Raw genomic sequence first — 15,701 nt, forward strand, 5'->3', positions numbered from 1 at the left:
AAATCACCGCGTCCGTGGATCGATGAAGCGATAGACAATATCCGACAGGAGATTGATCGCGATGGAAATGAGGCCAATCAGCAGCACACTGCCAAGCACTGCATTCATGTCCGCGAAAAACAGTGCTGATGTCAGATATTGACCAAGACCCGGCCATGCAAAAACCGTTTCGATCAGCACGGTGCCATCAAGCAGTCCGCAATAAGCCAAAGCCACTACCGTCAACAACTGGACGCGGATATTACGAAATGCATGCCGCCAGACAACAGCGCGTTGTCCCAGCCCCTTGGCGCGGGCGGTGAGAATGTACTCCTGGCGCAACTGCTCCAGCATGAAGCTGCGGCTCATACGGCTAAGATACGCCATCGCTGCGTAACCAAGGATAAGAGCGGGGGCGATAACATGGTGCAGCGCGCTCAGAAACACTTCCCACTCGCCAGCCAGTACGGAGTCCAGCAGCAAAGAACCGGTCGGCCCTTCGACAAGCCCTTCATTGTAGATATCGATGCGCCCACCGCCGGGGATGAGGCCAAATTTCGCGTAAAACACCAAAATGACGATGGTACCGAGCCAGAAAATGGGCGTCGAATACCCCATAAGTCCGACAACGCGCCCTAGGTGGTCGACCCATGTTCCCTTGCGCACTGCAGAAACCACGCCGAGTGGGACGCCAAGTCCTGCACCAATGATGGTGGCGAGCGTCGCCAGTTCAATCGTTGCCGGGAAGACACGGGCCAGGTCGCTTGAAACCGTATTTTTCGTAATGTGAGATTGGCCAAAGTCCAGTTGCACCACATTTACCAGATAGGTCCCGAACTGCTCGTAAAGAGGACGATCCAGCCCCATTTCCTTGTAAACGCGCTCATATGTGGCCTGATCGGCCTGGTCGCCGATGGCCGCGATAACCGGATCGGCAGGGACAAGACGCCCGATAACGAAGGTTATCACCAAAAGCCCAAACAGGGTTGTCAGGATCACCGCAAATGATGTGGCGATTTTTCGGATTGAGGACAGCAGCTTTTTACTGCTGCCCGATACCCTTGTGGCGGTTGCCTGGGAGGAGTTCAATTCGGAAATCCTTGCTGGAGCATAATCCGCACACAGCACCAATGGCGCCAGTGAGACTATCGTCACTTAAAAGAGGTACAGAGAGCCAATCTGATCCGATCAGACAGGCTCTCCCGAAAAGAGTTATTCACCCTTTGTCACGGTATCCCAACGGGTCAGCCAGGTGGAATGACCGATATAACCTTTCACTTCCTTGCGGACCGCCTTGGCATCCGTTCTCTGGAATGACGTGACTAAAGCCGGCGAGGAATCCAGATAGGCCTTATTGATCTTGGCATAGAGATCGGCACGCTTTGCCTTGTCGGTTTCATGCGCTGCCGCCAACACCATGTCCTGAATATCCTTCGGAACATCCCAGGCAGAACGCCAAGCCAGAAGTCCGGTCAGCTTTGCTTCATCGGCGTTGTTGGCATTGGTAGCATAGGAGGCAAGAACAGCATGCGGATCCGGCAGACGTTCTCCTGAGCGGGCAGAGAATATCTCAAAAGCCCGGTCCCGGAACTTGCCAATGTGGTCACCACCCTGCAAATCCAGCTTGATACCGGCCTTTGCAGCATTGGCCTGAAGTGACTGAGCCACCTCATATTCCGGCGTGACAGGGGTTGCATAGTAGGTCTTTGAGAAACCGTTCGGATACCCTGCTTCGGCAAGCAATTGCTTGGCTTTTTCAATATCCAGCTTGTATGGATTTTCGGTGATTGCCCCCGGCAGACCGGCAGGAATGATGCTCTGCTGCTTGATGCCGTAATATTTCATCACTGTGGAAGACAGCCCGTCATAATCGATGAGGTAGCGGAATGCCTCGCGAACCTTAGGATTTGAAAGAATTTCGTCCTTCTGATTCAGTGCCACATAATAGAAACCGAAACCCGGCGTTTTCTGGATTTCGACATTGCCGCCTGCCTCAAGGGCTGCCAGATCTGTCGAGGAAAGACGTGTCGCAACATCCATATCGCCCGCATCGATTTGCAAACGTTGCGCAGACGATTCCGGCAGGTGACGCAAAAGCACGCGGCGCATTGCAGGAGCGCCCTGCCAATAATCGGGGAACGCCTCGGCAATCAGCGTTTCGTTGGAACGCCATGAGCGCAAGGAGTAAGGGCCGGAACCCGCATCCGCCGTCTGCAGATAGGCGCGCCCCATGTCGCCATCCTTTTCCTTGTCGGCAAGGAATGCGCTGTCGAGAATAGAGGTGGAAAAGCTTGCCAAAGACAACAACAGCAAATCTGCGTTCCACACATCTGCGGTCTTGATCTCTACAGTCTGATCGTCAGTTGCCCTGATCAGACTATCAACATTGTCAGCTGAAAAACCCCATTGGCGTAAATCTGTCGACGGCGCCAGCCCCAACTTCACGAGACGGCGAAGCGACCATTCTACATCTTTAGCGGTAAGTGGATTGCCGGAATGGAACTTCACCCCAGAGCGAATTTTGAACGTAAAAGTCTTGCCGTCATCGGAAACAGTCCAGCTTTCAGCAAGACCCGGCTGCGGCTCGTTAATCTTGTCGGCTGGCAAAACAATCAGCCGCTCATAGAGGTTGGCGACAACTTCAGCCGCTTCAAGCTGGTTCAATTCATGCGGATCCAGACCACGCATCGACGACATGTTGGTCGCGATGACAAGTTGATCTTTGGGCGTCGCCGCTGACGCGGCAAAAGGCAATGCTGCTGACATGGCAACAGCACCGGCAAGCGTCAGGAAATGGCGTCTTAACATGCTCTTCTCCTCCACAACGAGGCTCCTCAACCTCTGAAAACCACAATTTTCATATCGACATCGATCTGAAATCTGGTATATCAGATCTCACAAGTTCGATAACACGTCAACAGGATTTTGCATCAATGGCTGATCTACCGGATCTTTCATCGACACAGGGGCGCATTGAGAAACTGGACCCACAACTCCAGATTACCGTCCGTGATCACGTGCATCGCATCCTGCGCGGCGCGATCATTGCCGGTCGTTTCGCCCCTGACGAAAAAGTCAACGAACGGCAACTAGCGGAGCAGTTTGGCGTCAGCACCACCCCCATCAAGGAGGCGTTGCGACAGCTGGAAGCAGAGGGGCTTGTTCAGGCATTGCCACGACGCGGCGTGATCATCCGCTTCAACATGGGTTGGGCAGAGGAAATGATCCTTGCACGCGCGGCTCTCGAATCGATGATTGGCCATCTCGCAGCTAGGCGCATGTCAAAAGAGGCGACCACAGCGTTAAGGGCCACTGTCGGCCTTATGGAAGTCGCCACATCAAGTGGCGATGTTGATGAGCTTATTGCGCTCAACGAAACATTCCATGACCAGATCCATCAGGCATCTCGCTGTCAATATTTGGCAAAGCTGATTGAGCGTCAGCAGTTTTATGACGCCAGCATTCGCCGCATCATTCACTCGGATACCGCAGAGCGCGAAAAGGCGTTGCGTGAGCACGCAGCCATTGCCGATGCCATCATAGCAGGGGATGCGGAACGAGCAGAAAAGCAGATGCGCGACCATGTGGTGCGCTCTGGCGAGACATATCTCGCAATCGTTTTTGGAAAAAGGGAGGACATCAAGGGTGAGTGAGAAGCTCGAAATCGTAAGAAAGGCACTGACTGGCATTTCTGGAGTGCCGGTTACCCCCTACCACGCTAACGGCAGCGTTCATGTCGAGAAGCTCGACACGCTGATCAAGGGGCTGGCGGCAGCCCGCGTGCACAACCTGATGGCTGCAGGCAATACCGGTGAGTTCTTCACGCTGACCATGGACGAAATTCGCCTCGTCCACCGCACAACGATCCGTGCCGCAGATGGCAAGGCACTGGTCAGTGCGGCTGTTGGCCGTTCGCTGGCCGATGCCAAAGCACTTGCGAAAGACGCAATTGCTGAAGGTGCAGATGCGATCATGGGCCATCACCCGATGGACCCGTTTGCAGGCCCCTCCTATCAGGCGCGGTATTTCCTCGAGCTGGCAGATTCGTCTACTGTGCCGGTCATCGCTTATGTGCGCAGTGACGGTTTTTCGGTGGCAGATTTCCGTGAGCTGGCACTGCATTCCAACATTGCAGGCATCAAGTTTGCCTCGTCAAACCTCATGCTGCTGGCAGACATCATCCGCTCCACACAGGATGCACCAGCCATTTGGGTTTGCGGCCTTGCCGAGGGTTGGGCTCCGGCCTTTTACGCGCTTGGCGCGCGCGGTTTCACATCAGGTCTCGTCAACGTTTTCCCGCAACGTTCGCATGCTATCCACACGGCTTTGGAAGCGGGTGATTATGCTACAGCACGCCAGTTGATCGACGGCATCGCAGGTTTCGAGGCGCTTCGCACCAAATACAATAACGGCGCCAATGTCACGGTCGTCAAAGAAGCGCTCGGCATGCTCGGCAATGATGTTGGTCCGGTCCGTCTTCCCGGCGTGGTTTCGCTCAACGAAAGCGAACGCGCCTTGCTGCGCAACGTGGTTGACCGGGTCAGCAACGAGCAGCAGGCCGCCTGAGGAGAGTTAACGTGCATATTACCGGCATAAAAACATATATGCAGCGCGTCGATGATCGCCCGCGCCTGCTTCTAAAAATAGAAACCAGCGAGGGAATTTCCGGCTGGGGCGAATGCTACAATCATGGTCCCGACTGGGCCTTGCCGCCACTCTTGGACTATCTGTTCCATCAGATTGAGGGCGAGGATCCTCGCCGCGTGGAATATCTGGTGCTGAAGCTTAACCAGCAATGCCGCTTTCCGCCTGGTGCGCTGGGCCTCGCTGCAATTTCAGCCATTGATCACGCATTGTGGGACATTGCTGGCAAAGCCGCCGGTCTACCGGTTTATATGCTGCTGGGCGGTAATGTGCGTGATCGCGTGCGGGTCTATTGCGGCGTCTACACAGCGCCGGATGCAGAACATGCCCGTGACCAAACCATGAAACTGCAAGAGGATTACGGTTACACTGCCTTCAAGCTCAGCCCCTTCCGCCGCGACTTGCATACCGGCCGCTGGGGTGAACTGGTGAAGGAAACGGGTGACTGGTTCGGCAAGATCAGAGACATCACACCATCGCATTTCGAATTTGCTTTTGATGCTCATGCCAAGATTTTTGAGCCCTATCAGGCGGTCCAATTGGCGGCGGCCATCGCGCCTTACGACCCGCTGTTTTACGAAGAGCCGATCCGCCCGGAGCACATACCGGCCTGGAGTGAACTGAAATCCAAAGTCACAGTGCCGCTGGCCACTGGTGAATCACTCTACTCACGTTTCGAGTTCCTGTCGCTTCTGTCCGCAAGTGGAGCCGACATCATTCAGCCCGACATTTGCGTTGTGGGCGGTGTCAGTGAAATGCGGCGCATCGCGGCAATCGCCGAGGCACATTACGTCACCATCGCACCGCACAACCCGATGGGTCCATTGGCGACAGCAGTGAATATTCACTTCTGCGCGGCCCAGCCCAATTTCAAAATTCTGGAGTTCAAACCCCATATTCATGCGCCATGGGCACTGGATCCCTACATGCCGGTCGACGGCCACATGGAGCTACGCCCTGACCGCCCGGGCTGGGGTATTGAAATCGATGAAAAGGCACTGGTGAACGAAGATTACATTCACTGGGAGCGCAAGATTACGCGCAAACCGGACGGCGCAACCGCATATCCATAAAAATGTTAAAAGATGCGGGGGGCCGATGTCGGCCTCCCGCGTTGTTTTTTTTCAGAAAACCTTGGTGACCGAGACGGCAAAGGTGCGGCCTCCGCACTTGGGTGTCCGGCGCTTTTCCTGAAAAGCGAGCACGGTTTAAACGCCGGGCTCAATCCGCAGCTCTGTTTTCGCATCGAACACATGAATGTTGTCCCGGTCGAAAGTCAGGCGGATGGATGTATCCGACGTAAGCGGAGACCTGCCGTTCAAAACAACGACGATTTCCGGTGATGTGGCGGACGTTACATAGGTCATTGCCCCTGTCGACTCGACGGCAGCGACCGGAATATCAAATCCTGGCGCATCGGGCGCTGCCAATACCAGATGTTCCGGCCGAACCCCAACCAGCAGTTCCGTATTTGCTGGCAAGACCTTTCCGAGTTCAATGATCTGTTCACCACCAAGATTGAGGCTTAGCGATTTTCCATCCGCCGATGACCGCGCAGGAATGAAGTTCATCGCGGGTGAACCGATAAAACCGGCAACAAAGCGGTTGGCCGGTCGGTCATAGAGATCAAGCGGCCTGCCCTGTTGTTCGATCACGCCACTGCGCATCACCACGACATGGTCTGCCATGGTCATCGCCTCGACCTGATCATGCGTCACATAGACCGATGTTGCGCCCAGCCTGTCGTGCAGCGCCCGGATTTCCTTGCGCATGTGGACACGCAAAGCGGCATCGAGGTTGGACAGAGGTTCATCAAACAGGAAGGCCTTGGGGTCACGAATGATCGCACGGCTCATTGCCACACGCTGACGTTGGCCGCCCGACAATTCCCTCGGGTAACGATGAAGCAGATCAGAAAGTCCGGTGATGGCCGCGACCTCTTCGGCGGCCTTCTTTGCTTCTGTCTTTTTCACGCCCTTTATTTTCAGGCTGTAGGTAAGATTTTGCTCCACTGTCATATGCGGATAAAGCGCATAGGACTGAAACACCATGGCAAGGTCACGTTTTCTGGGCGGAACGTCATTCATCCGCTCACCCGCTATCACCAAATCTCCGGCAGAGATTGTCTCAAGCCCCGCCAGCGAACGCAGCAAAGTTGACTTGCCACATCCGGACGGACCGACCAGTGCTACAAACGCACCCTTGCGGATAGAAAGATCGATGTTCTTCAGCGCATGATAGGCGCCATAATATTTGTTCACGCCCGACAGTTCGATTTGCTGGGTCATTTCAGAGCTCCTGAGGTCAGGCCGGAGACGATACGTCGCTGCAACAGCACGAAGATCGCAAGGATCGGCGTTACATACATTGTGGCGTAGGCCATGATGTTGTTCCATTCGCTGGTGTTTGGCCCCATGAATGAATTGAGGCCAACACTTGCCGGCTGCAAAGTGACATCCTGGATCATCGACTTGGAATAGACGAACTCTCCGAAGGCCTGCATGAAGATAAGGATTGCGCTGACCAGAATGCCGTTGCGGGCAAGCGGTAAAACGATGTGAAAAAAGGCACCAAAACGGGAGTTGCCATCCACAAGTGCCGCCTCTTCCAGCTCCAACGGCACAGCCATGAAGGTTGCACGGACAAGCACGACAAAAAACGGCATGCTTTTCGCGGCAATTGCCAGAATGACGGCAAAACGTGGATAATCGAGCAGGCCGATTTGCGTGAAGCCGACGAAGATCGGTGTCACCATCAACGAGGCCGGCAGAACCTGCAACATCAAGATCAGGAAAAGACCGGCATCAATCCAGACGTTTCGGTAACGCGCCAGTACATAAGCACAGCCGGTTCCAAGCACGGTAATCAGGGCCACAGACCCGAACGCGATTAACGTCGAATTCCACAGGTACCGCCCCATATTGCGGCTTTCCCACACATAGGTAAACGTGCCCCACTGTGCAGTCGAAGGCCAGAAACTTGGCGGATTGGCAAACATTTCCGAGCCGGCTTTGATCGCTGTTATATACATCCAGTAAAGCGGAAACAGATAAATTGCCGCCATGACGAGAGCGATAGCCAGCATCAAACGATTACGAGATGTTTCATTCATCCGCGCACCTCATGCCGTGTCGAGCGGACGTAAACTGCCGCCGCAAACATCACGAACACCGTCATGATCACCGAGATCGTCGCACCTCTGCCAAAGTCATATTGGCGGAATGACAGATCCCAGGCCCAATACTGCGCAACATTGGAGGAATTGTTGGGTCCACCGTCGGTTATGGCCGCAAACAGGTCGAATTGCTGCAGGGTAAAAATCAGACCCAGAGAAATAATAGCCCCGATCGTCGAACGCATCATCGGCAAGGTGATTGTCCAGAACCGGTGCCAGGCATTGGCGCCGTCCATCTCGGCTGCCTCATAGAGATCACCGGGAATGGCGGACAGACCAACCGAAAGCAAGATCATGTTGAAGGACGTGCCTAGCCAGATATTGGCAATAACGACGGCCCAGAGGGAGAAATCGGGATCGGAGCGCCAGAAGATATTGTCGCTGATCAAACCACTTTCCCGCAGGAAAAAATTCAACACGCCGAAATCACCAGACAATATCCAGTTCCAGATCGCGCCGACGACCAACCCTGGCATGACCCATGACACAAGGAACAATCCACGCAGCCATGTGGAGCCGGGAAAACTCGTCCAGAAAAACAAGGCCAGACCAAAACCAATCACGAACTGACCCGCGATGGAGCCAACCACGAAGATCAACGTATTGGTCAGGATTGGCAGCGTTTCCGGCTGTTTGAATAGAGCAACATAGTTGTCGAAACCCACAAATGGCCTGATAAAGCTGCCGAGGCTGAACATGTCCACCTCCTGAAAGCTCATCAGAATATTGTAGATCAGCGGCAGGCCGGCCAACGCAAACAGGAATGCGAAGGGCACGCCAACCAGCATCAGGTCGAAACCGCGACCGTCGCTTATACTGGAGAGTATTCGTCTCATCAGAACCTCTTGTGATCGCTTCAGACTACCCGGCACCGCAGTGCCGGGTAGTGACGTCGGGGAGGAAACGATATATTCGGTCACGTCAGATGGAAGGCTGGTCAGCCTTCGATCGACTTGATCTTCTCAGCGGCCTGATCAAGCGCCGCCTTCGGCTCCATTTGCCCGGTCAACGCGGCCTGAATGGCATCCTGAATTGCCTTGGAAATCTTGGGCCATTCAGGTGAAGGGCCACGCGGCTGGGCATATTTCAGCTGCTCGACGAATGTCGCCAAGGCAGCATCCTTGACCGCATTGCCGGTGGGTGGGACCGGCAGATCAGCACGAGCGGGCAGCTGGCCAAAATCCTTGTACATGGTGGCATCCTTCGACGCGAAGAACTCCAGGGCTTTGAAAGCCTCTTCCGGATGCTTGCTTTTTGAGAAGATCGCCCAGTTATAGTCACCCATAGCCGAAGAGCGTTCAGCGCCTTCCTGCGGAACTGGCAACAAGGCCGTGCCCCATTCAAACTTGGCATCGCTCAGCATGCGATCGATTTCCCAAGGCCCGGAAATCGCCATGGCGGCATTGCCGGCATTAAATGTTGCGGTGGAATCCCACTGACTTCGGGTCAGTGTATCAGGCGACGTCAGCTTTTCATCCAGCAACTGTTTCCAGATGGTCAGGGCACGCACGGCACCTTCGCCGTTGATGGCCTTGTAGGATGATCCCCCCATCTGCGCCCATGGCAAAAACTGGAAGGTTCCTTCTTCGTTAGCCTTTGCAGAAAACGTAATGCCATACACATTCTTCGAAGGATCATTCAGCTTGCGCGCCGTTTCCACCAGTTCATCCCATGTCTGGGGCGCCTTTTCCGGATCGAGCCCTGCCGCCTTGAAGAGGTCCTTGTTGTAATACAACGCGATCGTATTGGTGGCCTTCGGCACACCGTAATATTTGTCATCCCAGGTGACCGATTTCAGAGGTCCGGGGAAATAGTTCTCCGGTTTTATCTCCGATGATCCCTTGATCATGTCTGTCAAATCAAGAAAGGCACCGCGCGACGCAAACATCGCATGGTTGGGGTTATCGATGGCGATGATGTCAGGTGCCTTTCCTGTCGAGTAGGCGCGCATAGCTTCACTTACGACGTCGTCAAACTGGATCTGGCGATATTCGATCTTGATGCCATTATTCTGTGCGTTGAATTCCTTGATCAGATTGGGCGCGGGCTGAATATCGCGGTCCAGGGACCACAGGGTCAGCGTTACGTCGTCAGCTTTTGCGGCGAAGCCAACAAGCGAAGTACATGTCATGGCCAGTGCAATAGCAATCGAATGCTTTCGGATACCCATAGTTCTCCTCCTTCGGGTTATCTTCACGTCACCTTGCCGATTGCCCGCCTCCTCAGACAACCGGCCACTCCTGTCAGGTCGGATCGACGACGAAATCGCCTCCTCGTGCCTGTTTCAAATGGTTAAGTGCATGGACCTGACCGGTCATCTCAAGTGCATCGCGATAGACAGGGTCATGCCAGCCTTCAATGTCGATGGAACCTGACCAGCCGGCGAGACGCAGTTCAGAGATAATATCGGTCCAGTTGCTGTCGCCAAAACCGGGTGTGCGCATGAAAACGAATGGGTGTTTTCCAAAAATCCCGTGCTCACGAATGACATCCCAGCGAATGGTGGCATCCTTGCCATGAACATGGAAAATCTTGTGCGCCCATTTGCGGATCTGCGGCAATGGATCGATCAGATAAACCATCTGGTGGCAGGGCTCCCACTCCAGACCGATATTATCGTCAGGCGTTTCGTTGAAAATCAGCTCCCAGGCGTCGGGATTATGGGCGATATTCCAGTCACCGGTTGCCCAGTTGCCGTCCATGGCACAATTTTCGAAGGCGATTTTTATGCCCTTGTCGGCGGCACGTTTGGCAAGTTCGCTCCACACTTCCCGGTAACGCGGTAGGCTCTCGGGCAATGGCTTGTTTCTGATGCGGCCCGTAAAACCAGCCACGCAGGTCGCACCAAAATGATGGGCGTTGTCGATGCAGTCTTTCCAGCCTTGCAGGGTCTGCAAATCCAGTTCGGTTTCCTCGAGCGGATTACCGAACATGCCGATCGTTGACATGGTGATATCCCTGTCGCCGATGGCATCGACGCAACGTTTTCCAAGCTCGGCAATATCCTGACCATTGGTCGTCTGCCAGAAAAACGGCTCAAAACTCTCAAAACCCATATCCGCGATCTGCGAAATGCGCTGTGCCGCCTGACCTTTTGTGGCACTGACCATTGTACCAACGCGGATGGAATTCCTGTTCTGCTCGCTCATTGCTGATTCTTCCTATGCTGCAAGATCGACGGATCGGCCAGACCGGGCGCTTTCGATTGCGCCGAACACCATGGCCAAGCTCTTGATGTTGTCCTGCCCGGCCGTTTCAGGGGTACGACCTGTCCGGATTGCCGACAGAAAATCAGCAATGACACTGGCATGCCCATGGGTTTCCTCTTCATTGGCAGGCGGCGGCACCTCAATGGACGTGAAACCGCGCAGCAAGCCATCCTGCACGCCCGCAATAGAAGCACTAAAGGCCTCCTCGCCATCCCAGGTCAGCATTCCCTTCGTGCCGACAAGACGCCAAGTGCTTTCCCAGCTTGTCCGTTCGCCTTCCGCGCACCAAGAGCCGCGATAGGTAAAGACCACATCATCCGACAGCTGGAACACCGCATTGGCGGAAGCACCATGGGCGTACCACGAGCCCCGGGGGTTTGTTTCAAGGCAATAGACGGAAAGCGGCAGTTTGCCCGAAACATAACGGGCAGCATCGAAGGTATGGATCGCCATGTCCAAAAGCAGCACATTGTCCATTTTTTCACGGAATCCGCCGAAATGCGGACCAATGAAAAAGTCGCAATGAATGGCGGTGATGTCGCCGATCGCACCACTCTCAACAAAGCGACGCATACGCCGCACACCCGATATGAAACGGCGGTTCTGCACGACGGAATGGATTTTGCCGGCGGCCTTCGCAGCTTCAATCAGATCAGCTGCCTCGCTCATCGAGCTCGACATCGGCTTTTCACTCAGCACGTGACAACCATATGCCAGGGCGGTGCGGACGACCGAATGGCGCGCGGCTGGAATGACGATATCAAACACGATCTCCGCTCTGGTCTTCTCCAGCACCTCACGCAGGTCTGTTCCTGTAATAACAGGGCCTAAATTGAACTCGTCTGCGAGTGCTCGAGCGACATTCAGGTCAAGGTCAACAAGACCGACCACCGACAGCGCATCCCGCAAGTCTGGTGTGGATTTCACCGCACGAAGCCAGCCCTTGGCCATAGCCCCGCAGCCACACAATACGACGTTGTATGTCAAGATTAACCTCCCTGAGACGTTAGGATTCTTGCCCTCCAGCAAAAACCGTAAACGTTTACGGTAACTATGGACATGTCTGATTTTTTGTCAATACTGTTTGCTGAAACGGTGATGAAAGACGGGTTACAGCATGAAGGGCATTCGCCAACTGGCCGAGCATCTCGACATATCGATCGGCACCGTATCGCGTGCGTTGAACGGCAAGACAGATGTAAATCCTAGGACACGCCAACGTGTTCTCGAGGCCGCAGAAAAGCTGGGTTATGTCGCCAATCAGTCTGGCCGCTCTCTTCGCAAGGGTTCAACCGGCGTCATCGGTTTCATGATGCAGACGGGGCCGGAAATCACTGGCCAGGGCGACACGTTTTTCATGAGCGTCTTTGACGGCGTGCAGACGGTGCTGGCTCGCCACAATCTCGATCTTGTCGCCCTGCTCTGCTCCTCATCCGAAGATCCTGACGCCTACCTACAACGCACCGTGGCACGCGGTTTTGCCGATGCCATCATTCTTTCGGCAACCCGCCGCAACGACGCCCGTTTCGAACTGCTCGACCGGCAAAACATCCCGTTCATCTCGCTCGGTCGCAGCCTGACCGACGTTGGTCAACCGTGGATCGATCTGGATTTTGAAGGCATGGCCGAAACCGCCATGGAGCGTCTCATCAATGCTGGACACACGGATATCGGTGTCGTCTGGCCGCATGGCGATCTCAATCTGGGTTACATTTTCATCGAACGATGCCGGGAAGTTCTGGCGCGGCATAATCTAACGCTGCGCGATGAATACATCTTTCGCGCCCGCCCCAATGAGGCTGGCGGTTATGCCGTGGCGCAGGAAATAGCTGCCCGGCCGACCCGTCCGACCGCCATTACTCTTGTCAACGAAACGCTGGTGACTGGCCTATACAAAGGTCTTGAAGAGGCTGGCATCAAACCGGGAAAAGATATCGCCATCATCGGCCGCCACAGTCCACACACCCAGTTTCTGTCTCCGGCATTAACGGGCTTTAGCCTTTCGCTACACGACCTCGGCATCTGCCTTGCCGAGGGTCTGCTGTCCGTTATGCCTGCCTACAAGGATATCTATCCCGCCACCTACCGCCGCGTCTGGCCAATGGCCCTGACTGAGGGGGAAAGCGGCTAGACTGTTGGTTAAGATATAAATGTAAAAAGCCCGACCTTAGGGCCGGGCTTTGATATGCAGTAAGCAAAATCGAAACGTCACTGGAACGCCATTACATGGCGCCGAACAGTGCTTTCTGGGCGATTTTCAAGGCACCAATCGCGTCATGACGGCTCTGTGCCTCTCTCAATGCATCAACATCAAGCGCGGCAAGCCCCTTGTCGGCAGCCTTAAGGAAATCAATAGCGTGATTGGCAGTCGCGACACTGTCTTCACGGAACGGGAACTGATCAAGCTGCCAGACGCCTTCCCACTTGTTTTTGCGAAGCACATAGAAAAACTCAAACAGTTCAATTGGATGAAGACTGCCCGCCACCAAATCGTCATCCCATGAACGATAGTTGTCGTTGACGTCCATGCCGAACAAACGACCATAATCGATAGCAAGCTGTGCGCTGTCGGCCGCAGACTCACCACCCATGATGGCGTGGCCAAAATCGAGCAAAATGCCAACATTTGGCAAGCCAATTTTCTCAATACCGAGCAGTGTACGTGCCACAGAACCAAAGCTCATGCGAACACGCGGTTCACGTGGTTTGTATTCGATCACGAATTTCAGATCGGGGTTTTCGCTGGCAAGTTGGCCGACCCCATCAAGCGAGTGCTTCCACAATGTGCCGTAATCAACCTGGAACGGATAGTCCCAGCCATCCTGACCCGGCCAAAGCTTGACGTAATCAGCGCCGAAATAACGAACCTGATCACAGGCTTCTGTCACCAGTTCATGGGCGCGTCTGCGAACGCCAGCGTCCGGGTTAGTGAATGAGCCCTTGACGAATTCGCGGGTATAGATTTCTGGCGTAATACCGATGACACCCAGCTTGTTACGATCCAGTGCCTCTTTAACCTGCGCATTGGAGAAATCACCGCCGAAGAATGGATAGTTGATATCGACAACCGAAAGATCCGCAACCTGGCCTGCCAGGTCGATTGCCTCGATAACACTACGCGGTGTGCCATAACCATCCGTGGCATAACGATCGAGATAGGTGGCGAAGTGCCAGATACCGGCGCCAAAACGTTGTGTTGTCATAGGTTTCCTCCATGTATGTGAATATTTGAGCGCCCGCCTTTTACAGACGGCAACGTAAAATCAGATGTGATGACGAAACCGTGTCAAAGCAGATCGAAACGAAATGAAACCGTGATCGTACAACGGCCGACCAAAATACGGCCAACCCCTGACAACGATACAGGTATCTGCTTGCAAACGAACCGGTACCATCCACCCCTCCCAGACGTGGCTACCGCATCAAAGCACTAAATGGCTTTTGAATGCTTTCGATTTATCTCATTTGATTGAACAAGTCGCATGAAACACCAACGCGTTCAAGTGAATTATTATACGACAAGACCATAACGAAAGAGAGCGCCCCGCCTTACATCCTATCAGTGTACGTTGCATCATCATCTCTACCAAAAAACCGCAAATCTCAAAAACATATTGACATCAAACGAAAGTAATCGATAGTTTAAACCTCGAAAAAACCGCTGGAGGGTGGTTTTGACAACGGGAGGTCTCCATGAAACTGACGAAACGTCTTTTGATGTCCGTCGTCGCGCTCGGCATTGCCGGTGCGATGTCCGGCGTGGCTTTAGCTGCCGATACTATCGCAATCATTACACCAAGCCATGACAACCCATTCTTCAAGGCTGAAGCGGATGGCGCTGCGGCCAAGGCGAAAGAACTGGGCTATGCCACTATGGTTCTGGTCCACAATGATGACGCCAACAAGCAGAACGAGCTGTTCGACAGCGCTATCGCAGCTGGCGTAAAAGCCATCATTCTTGACAATGCCGGTGCAGACGCCTCGGTTGCAGCAGTCCAGAAGGCCAAGGACAAGGGCATACCTTCTTTCCTGATTGACCGCGAAATCACCACAGCCGGCGTTGCCGTATCGCAGATTGTTTCCAACAACTATCAGGGTGCACAGCTCGGCGCGGAAGAGTTCGTCAAGCTGATGGGTGAAAAGGGTAATTATGCCGAACTTCTCGGCAAGGAATCCGACACCAATGCCGGCATTCGTTCGCAGGGATATCACGACGTGATCGACCAATATTCGGACATGAAGCTGGTTGCCAAACAGACGGCAAATTGGTCGCAGACCGAAGCTTACACCGTTATGGAATCGATCCTGCAGGCGCATCCTGACATCAAGGGCGTGATCTCCGGCAACGACACCATGGCCATGGGCGCTTATGCAGCACTTGAAGCCGCTGGCCGCAAGGACGTTATCGTCGTTGGTTTCGATGGTTCGAACGACGTTCGTGACTCCATCAAGAAGGGTGGCATCAAGGCAACCGTTCTTCAGCCCGCTTACCAGCAAGCACAGCTGGCTGTTGAACAGGCTGACAAGTTCATCAAGACCGGCTCCACAGGCCTTGAAGAAAAGCAGTTGATGGATTGCATTCTCATCAACGCTGACAATGCCGAAAAGCTCGAGACATTTGCGCTGACGCAGTAAAACCTGCCTCGCCATCCGGGGTGCCTGAGCACCCCGGATGTTTGCCCGCTTTTAAAAGT

The 15,701-nt window shown here is 54.2% G+C and carries 14 protein-coding genes; 5 read left to right on the forward strand and 9 right to left on the reverse strand.

The annotated features are described in order from the left end of the window. Positions 1–3: 3 nt before the first annotated feature. Complete coding sequence (locus tag IB237_RS15780) at positions 4–1,068, reverse strand: ABC transporter permease (RefSeq protein WP_371815336.1); 1,065 nt, start codon at positions 1,066–1,068, stop codon at positions 4–6. Between the two features lie 123 nt (positions 1,069–1,191). Next, positions 1,192–2,787 (reverse strand): ABC transporter substrate-binding protein, encoded by a 1,596-nt coding sequence (locus IB237_RS15785; protein WP_192489638.1) that lies wholly within the window; start codon positions 2,785–2,787, stop codon positions 1,192–1,194. A 125-nt stretch (positions 2,788–2,912) separates the two neighbouring features. Between IB237_RS15785 and IB237_RS15790 the strand changes: the two genes are divergently transcribed. Genes IB237_RS15790 through IB237_RS15800 form a run of 3 tightly spaced genes read left to right on the forward strand, consistent with a single transcriptional unit; the run spans position 2,913 to position 5,696 of the window. Then, positions 2,913–3,632, forward strand: coding sequence for a GntR family transcriptional regulator (locus IB237_RS15790; RefSeq protein WP_192489639.1), 720 nt, complete (start codon positions 2,913–2,915; stop codon positions 3,630–3,632). Further along, positions 3,625–4,545, forward strand: a complete 921-nt coding sequence (locus tag IB237_RS15795; RefSeq protein ID WP_312949516.1) for a dihydrodipicolinate synthase family protein — start codon at positions 3,625–3,627, stop codon at positions 4,543–4,545. Before IB237_RS15790 ends, IB237_RS15795 begins: the two co-directional genes overlap by 8 nt. 11 nt (positions 4,546–4,556) lie before the next feature. Beyond that, positions 4,557–5,696 carry a mandelate racemase/muconate lactonizing enzyme family protein gene (locus IB237_RS15800; RefSeq protein WP_192489641.1) on the forward strand — a complete coding sequence of 380 codons (1,140 nt, stop codon included), beginning with the start codon at positions 4,557–4,559 and terminating at the stop codon, positions 5,694–5,696. A gap of 135 nt (positions 5,697–5,831) precedes the next feature. Here IB237_RS15800 and IB237_RS15805 read toward each other — a convergent pair whose 3' ends face one another. The 6 genes from IB237_RS15805 to IB237_RS15830 form a co-directional block, all read right to left on the reverse strand. Then, complete coding sequence (locus IB237_RS15805) at positions 5,832–6,911, reverse strand: ABC transporter ATP-binding protein (protein WP_192489642.1); 1,080 nt, start codon at positions 6,909–6,911, stop codon at positions 5,832–5,834. Beyond that, positions 6,908–7,735, reverse strand: coding sequence for a carbohydrate ABC transporter permease (locus IB237_RS15810; RefSeq protein ID WP_192489643.1), 828 nt, complete (start codon positions 7,733–7,735; stop codon positions 6,908–6,910). The genes IB237_RS15805 and IB237_RS15810 overlap by 4 nt, the downstream gene beginning before the upstream one ends. Beyond that, positions 7,732–8,634 (reverse strand): carbohydrate ABC transporter permease, encoded by a 903-nt coding sequence (locus tag IB237_RS15815; RefSeq protein ID WP_192489644.1) that lies wholly within the window; start codon positions 8,632–8,634, stop codon positions 7,732–7,734. Before IB237_RS15815 ends, IB237_RS15810 begins: the two co-directional genes overlap by 4 nt. A gap of 101 nt (positions 8,635–8,735) precedes the next feature. Beyond that, the gene (locus IB237_RS15820) at positions 8,736–9,968 is read right to left on the reverse strand and encodes a sugar ABC transporter substrate-binding protein (RefSeq protein WP_192489645.1); all 1,233 of its coding nucleotides are present in this window, start codon (positions 9,966–9,968) and stop codon (positions 8,736–8,738) included. Between the two features lie 73 nt (positions 9,969–10,041). Then, positions 10,042–10,947, reverse strand: a complete 906-nt coding sequence (locus IB237_RS15825; protein ID WP_192489646.1) for a sugar phosphate isomerase/epimerase — start codon at positions 10,945–10,947, stop codon at positions 10,042–10,044. A gap of 12 nt (positions 10,948–10,959) precedes the next feature. After that, on the reverse strand, positions 10,960–11,994 hold the full coding sequence (locus IB237_RS15830; protein WP_192489647.1) for a Gfo/Idh/MocA family protein: 1,035 nt from the start codon (positions 11,992–11,994) through the stop codon (positions 10,960–10,962). Between the two features lie 130 nt (positions 11,995–12,124). Between IB237_RS15830 and IB237_RS15835 the strand changes: the two genes are divergently transcribed. Continuing rightward, positions 12,125–13,138 (forward strand): LacI family DNA-binding transcriptional regulator, encoded by a 1,014-nt coding sequence (locus IB237_RS15835; RefSeq protein WP_192489648.1) that lies wholly within the window; start codon positions 12,125–12,127, stop codon positions 13,136–13,138. A 91-nt stretch (positions 13,139–13,229) separates the two neighbouring features. Here the strand turns inward: IB237_RS15835 and IB237_RS15840 are convergent, their stop codons facing one another. Next, positions 13,230–14,210 carry a sugar phosphate isomerase/epimerase gene (locus tag IB237_RS15840; protein ID WP_192489649.1) on the reverse strand — a complete coding sequence of 327 codons (981 nt, stop codon included), beginning with the start codon at positions 14,208–14,210 and terminating at the stop codon, positions 13,230–13,232. A 490-nt stretch (positions 14,211–14,700) separates the two neighbouring features. Here IB237_RS15840 and IB237_RS15845 point away from each other — a divergent pair, with 490 nt between their 5' ends. Further along, positions 14,701–15,642 (forward strand): D-ribose ABC transporter substrate-binding protein, encoded by a 942-nt coding sequence (locus IB237_RS15845; RefSeq protein WP_192489650.1) that lies wholly within the window; start codon positions 14,701–14,703, stop codon positions 15,640–15,642. The last annotated feature ends 59 nt before the right edge of the window (positions 15,643–15,701 follow it).

It is taken from the genome of Agrobacterium sp. AGB01 (genome assembly GCF_014851585.1).
Taxonomy (GTDB): Bacteria; Pseudomonadota; Alphaproteobacteria; order Rhizobiales; family Rhizobiaceae; genus Agrobacterium.

What these genes read in the sequence shown, in the direction of transcription:
- IB237_RS15840 (WP_192489649.1), bottom strand. Translation starts at nt 14,210, where the DNA reads ATGACAACACAACGTTTTGGCGCCGGTATCTGGCACTTCGCCACCTAT.
- IB237_RS15790 (WP_192489639.1), top strand. Translation starts at nt 2,913, where the DNA reads ATGGCTGATCTACCGGATCTTTCATCGACACAGGGGCGCATTGAGAAA.
- IB237_RS15845 (WP_192489650.1), top strand. Translation starts at nt 14,701, where the DNA reads ATGAAACTGACGAAACGTCTTTTGATGTCCGTCGTCGCGCTCGGCATT.
- IB237_RS15835 (WP_192489648.1), top strand. Translation starts at nt 12,125, where the DNA reads ATGAAGGGCATTCGCCAACTGGCCGAGCATCTCGACATATCGATCGGC.
- IB237_RS15785 (WP_192489638.1), bottom strand. Translation starts at nt 2,787, where the DNA reads ATGTTAAGACGCCATTTCCTGACGCTTGCCGGTGCTGTTGCCATGTCA.
- IB237_RS15815 (WP_192489644.1), bottom strand. Translation starts at nt 8,634, where the DNA reads ATGAGACGAATACTCTCCAGTATAAGCGACGGTCGCGGTTTCGACCTG.
- IB237_RS15805 (WP_192489642.1), bottom strand. Translation starts at nt 6,911, where the DNA reads ATGACCCAGCAAATCGAACTGTCGGGCGTGAACAAATATTATGGCGCC.
- IB237_RS15810 (WP_192489643.1), bottom strand. Translation starts at nt 7,735, where the DNA reads ATGAATGAAACATCTCGTAATCGTTTGATGCTGGCTATCGCTCTCGTC.
- IB237_RS15820 (WP_192489645.1), bottom strand. Translation starts at nt 9,968, where the DNA reads ATGGGTATCCGAAAGCATTCGATTGCTATTGCACTGGCCATGACATGT.
- IB237_RS15825 (WP_192489646.1), bottom strand. Translation starts at nt 10,947, where the DNA reads ATGAGCGAGCAGAACAGGAATTCCATCCGCGTTGGTACAATGGTCAGT.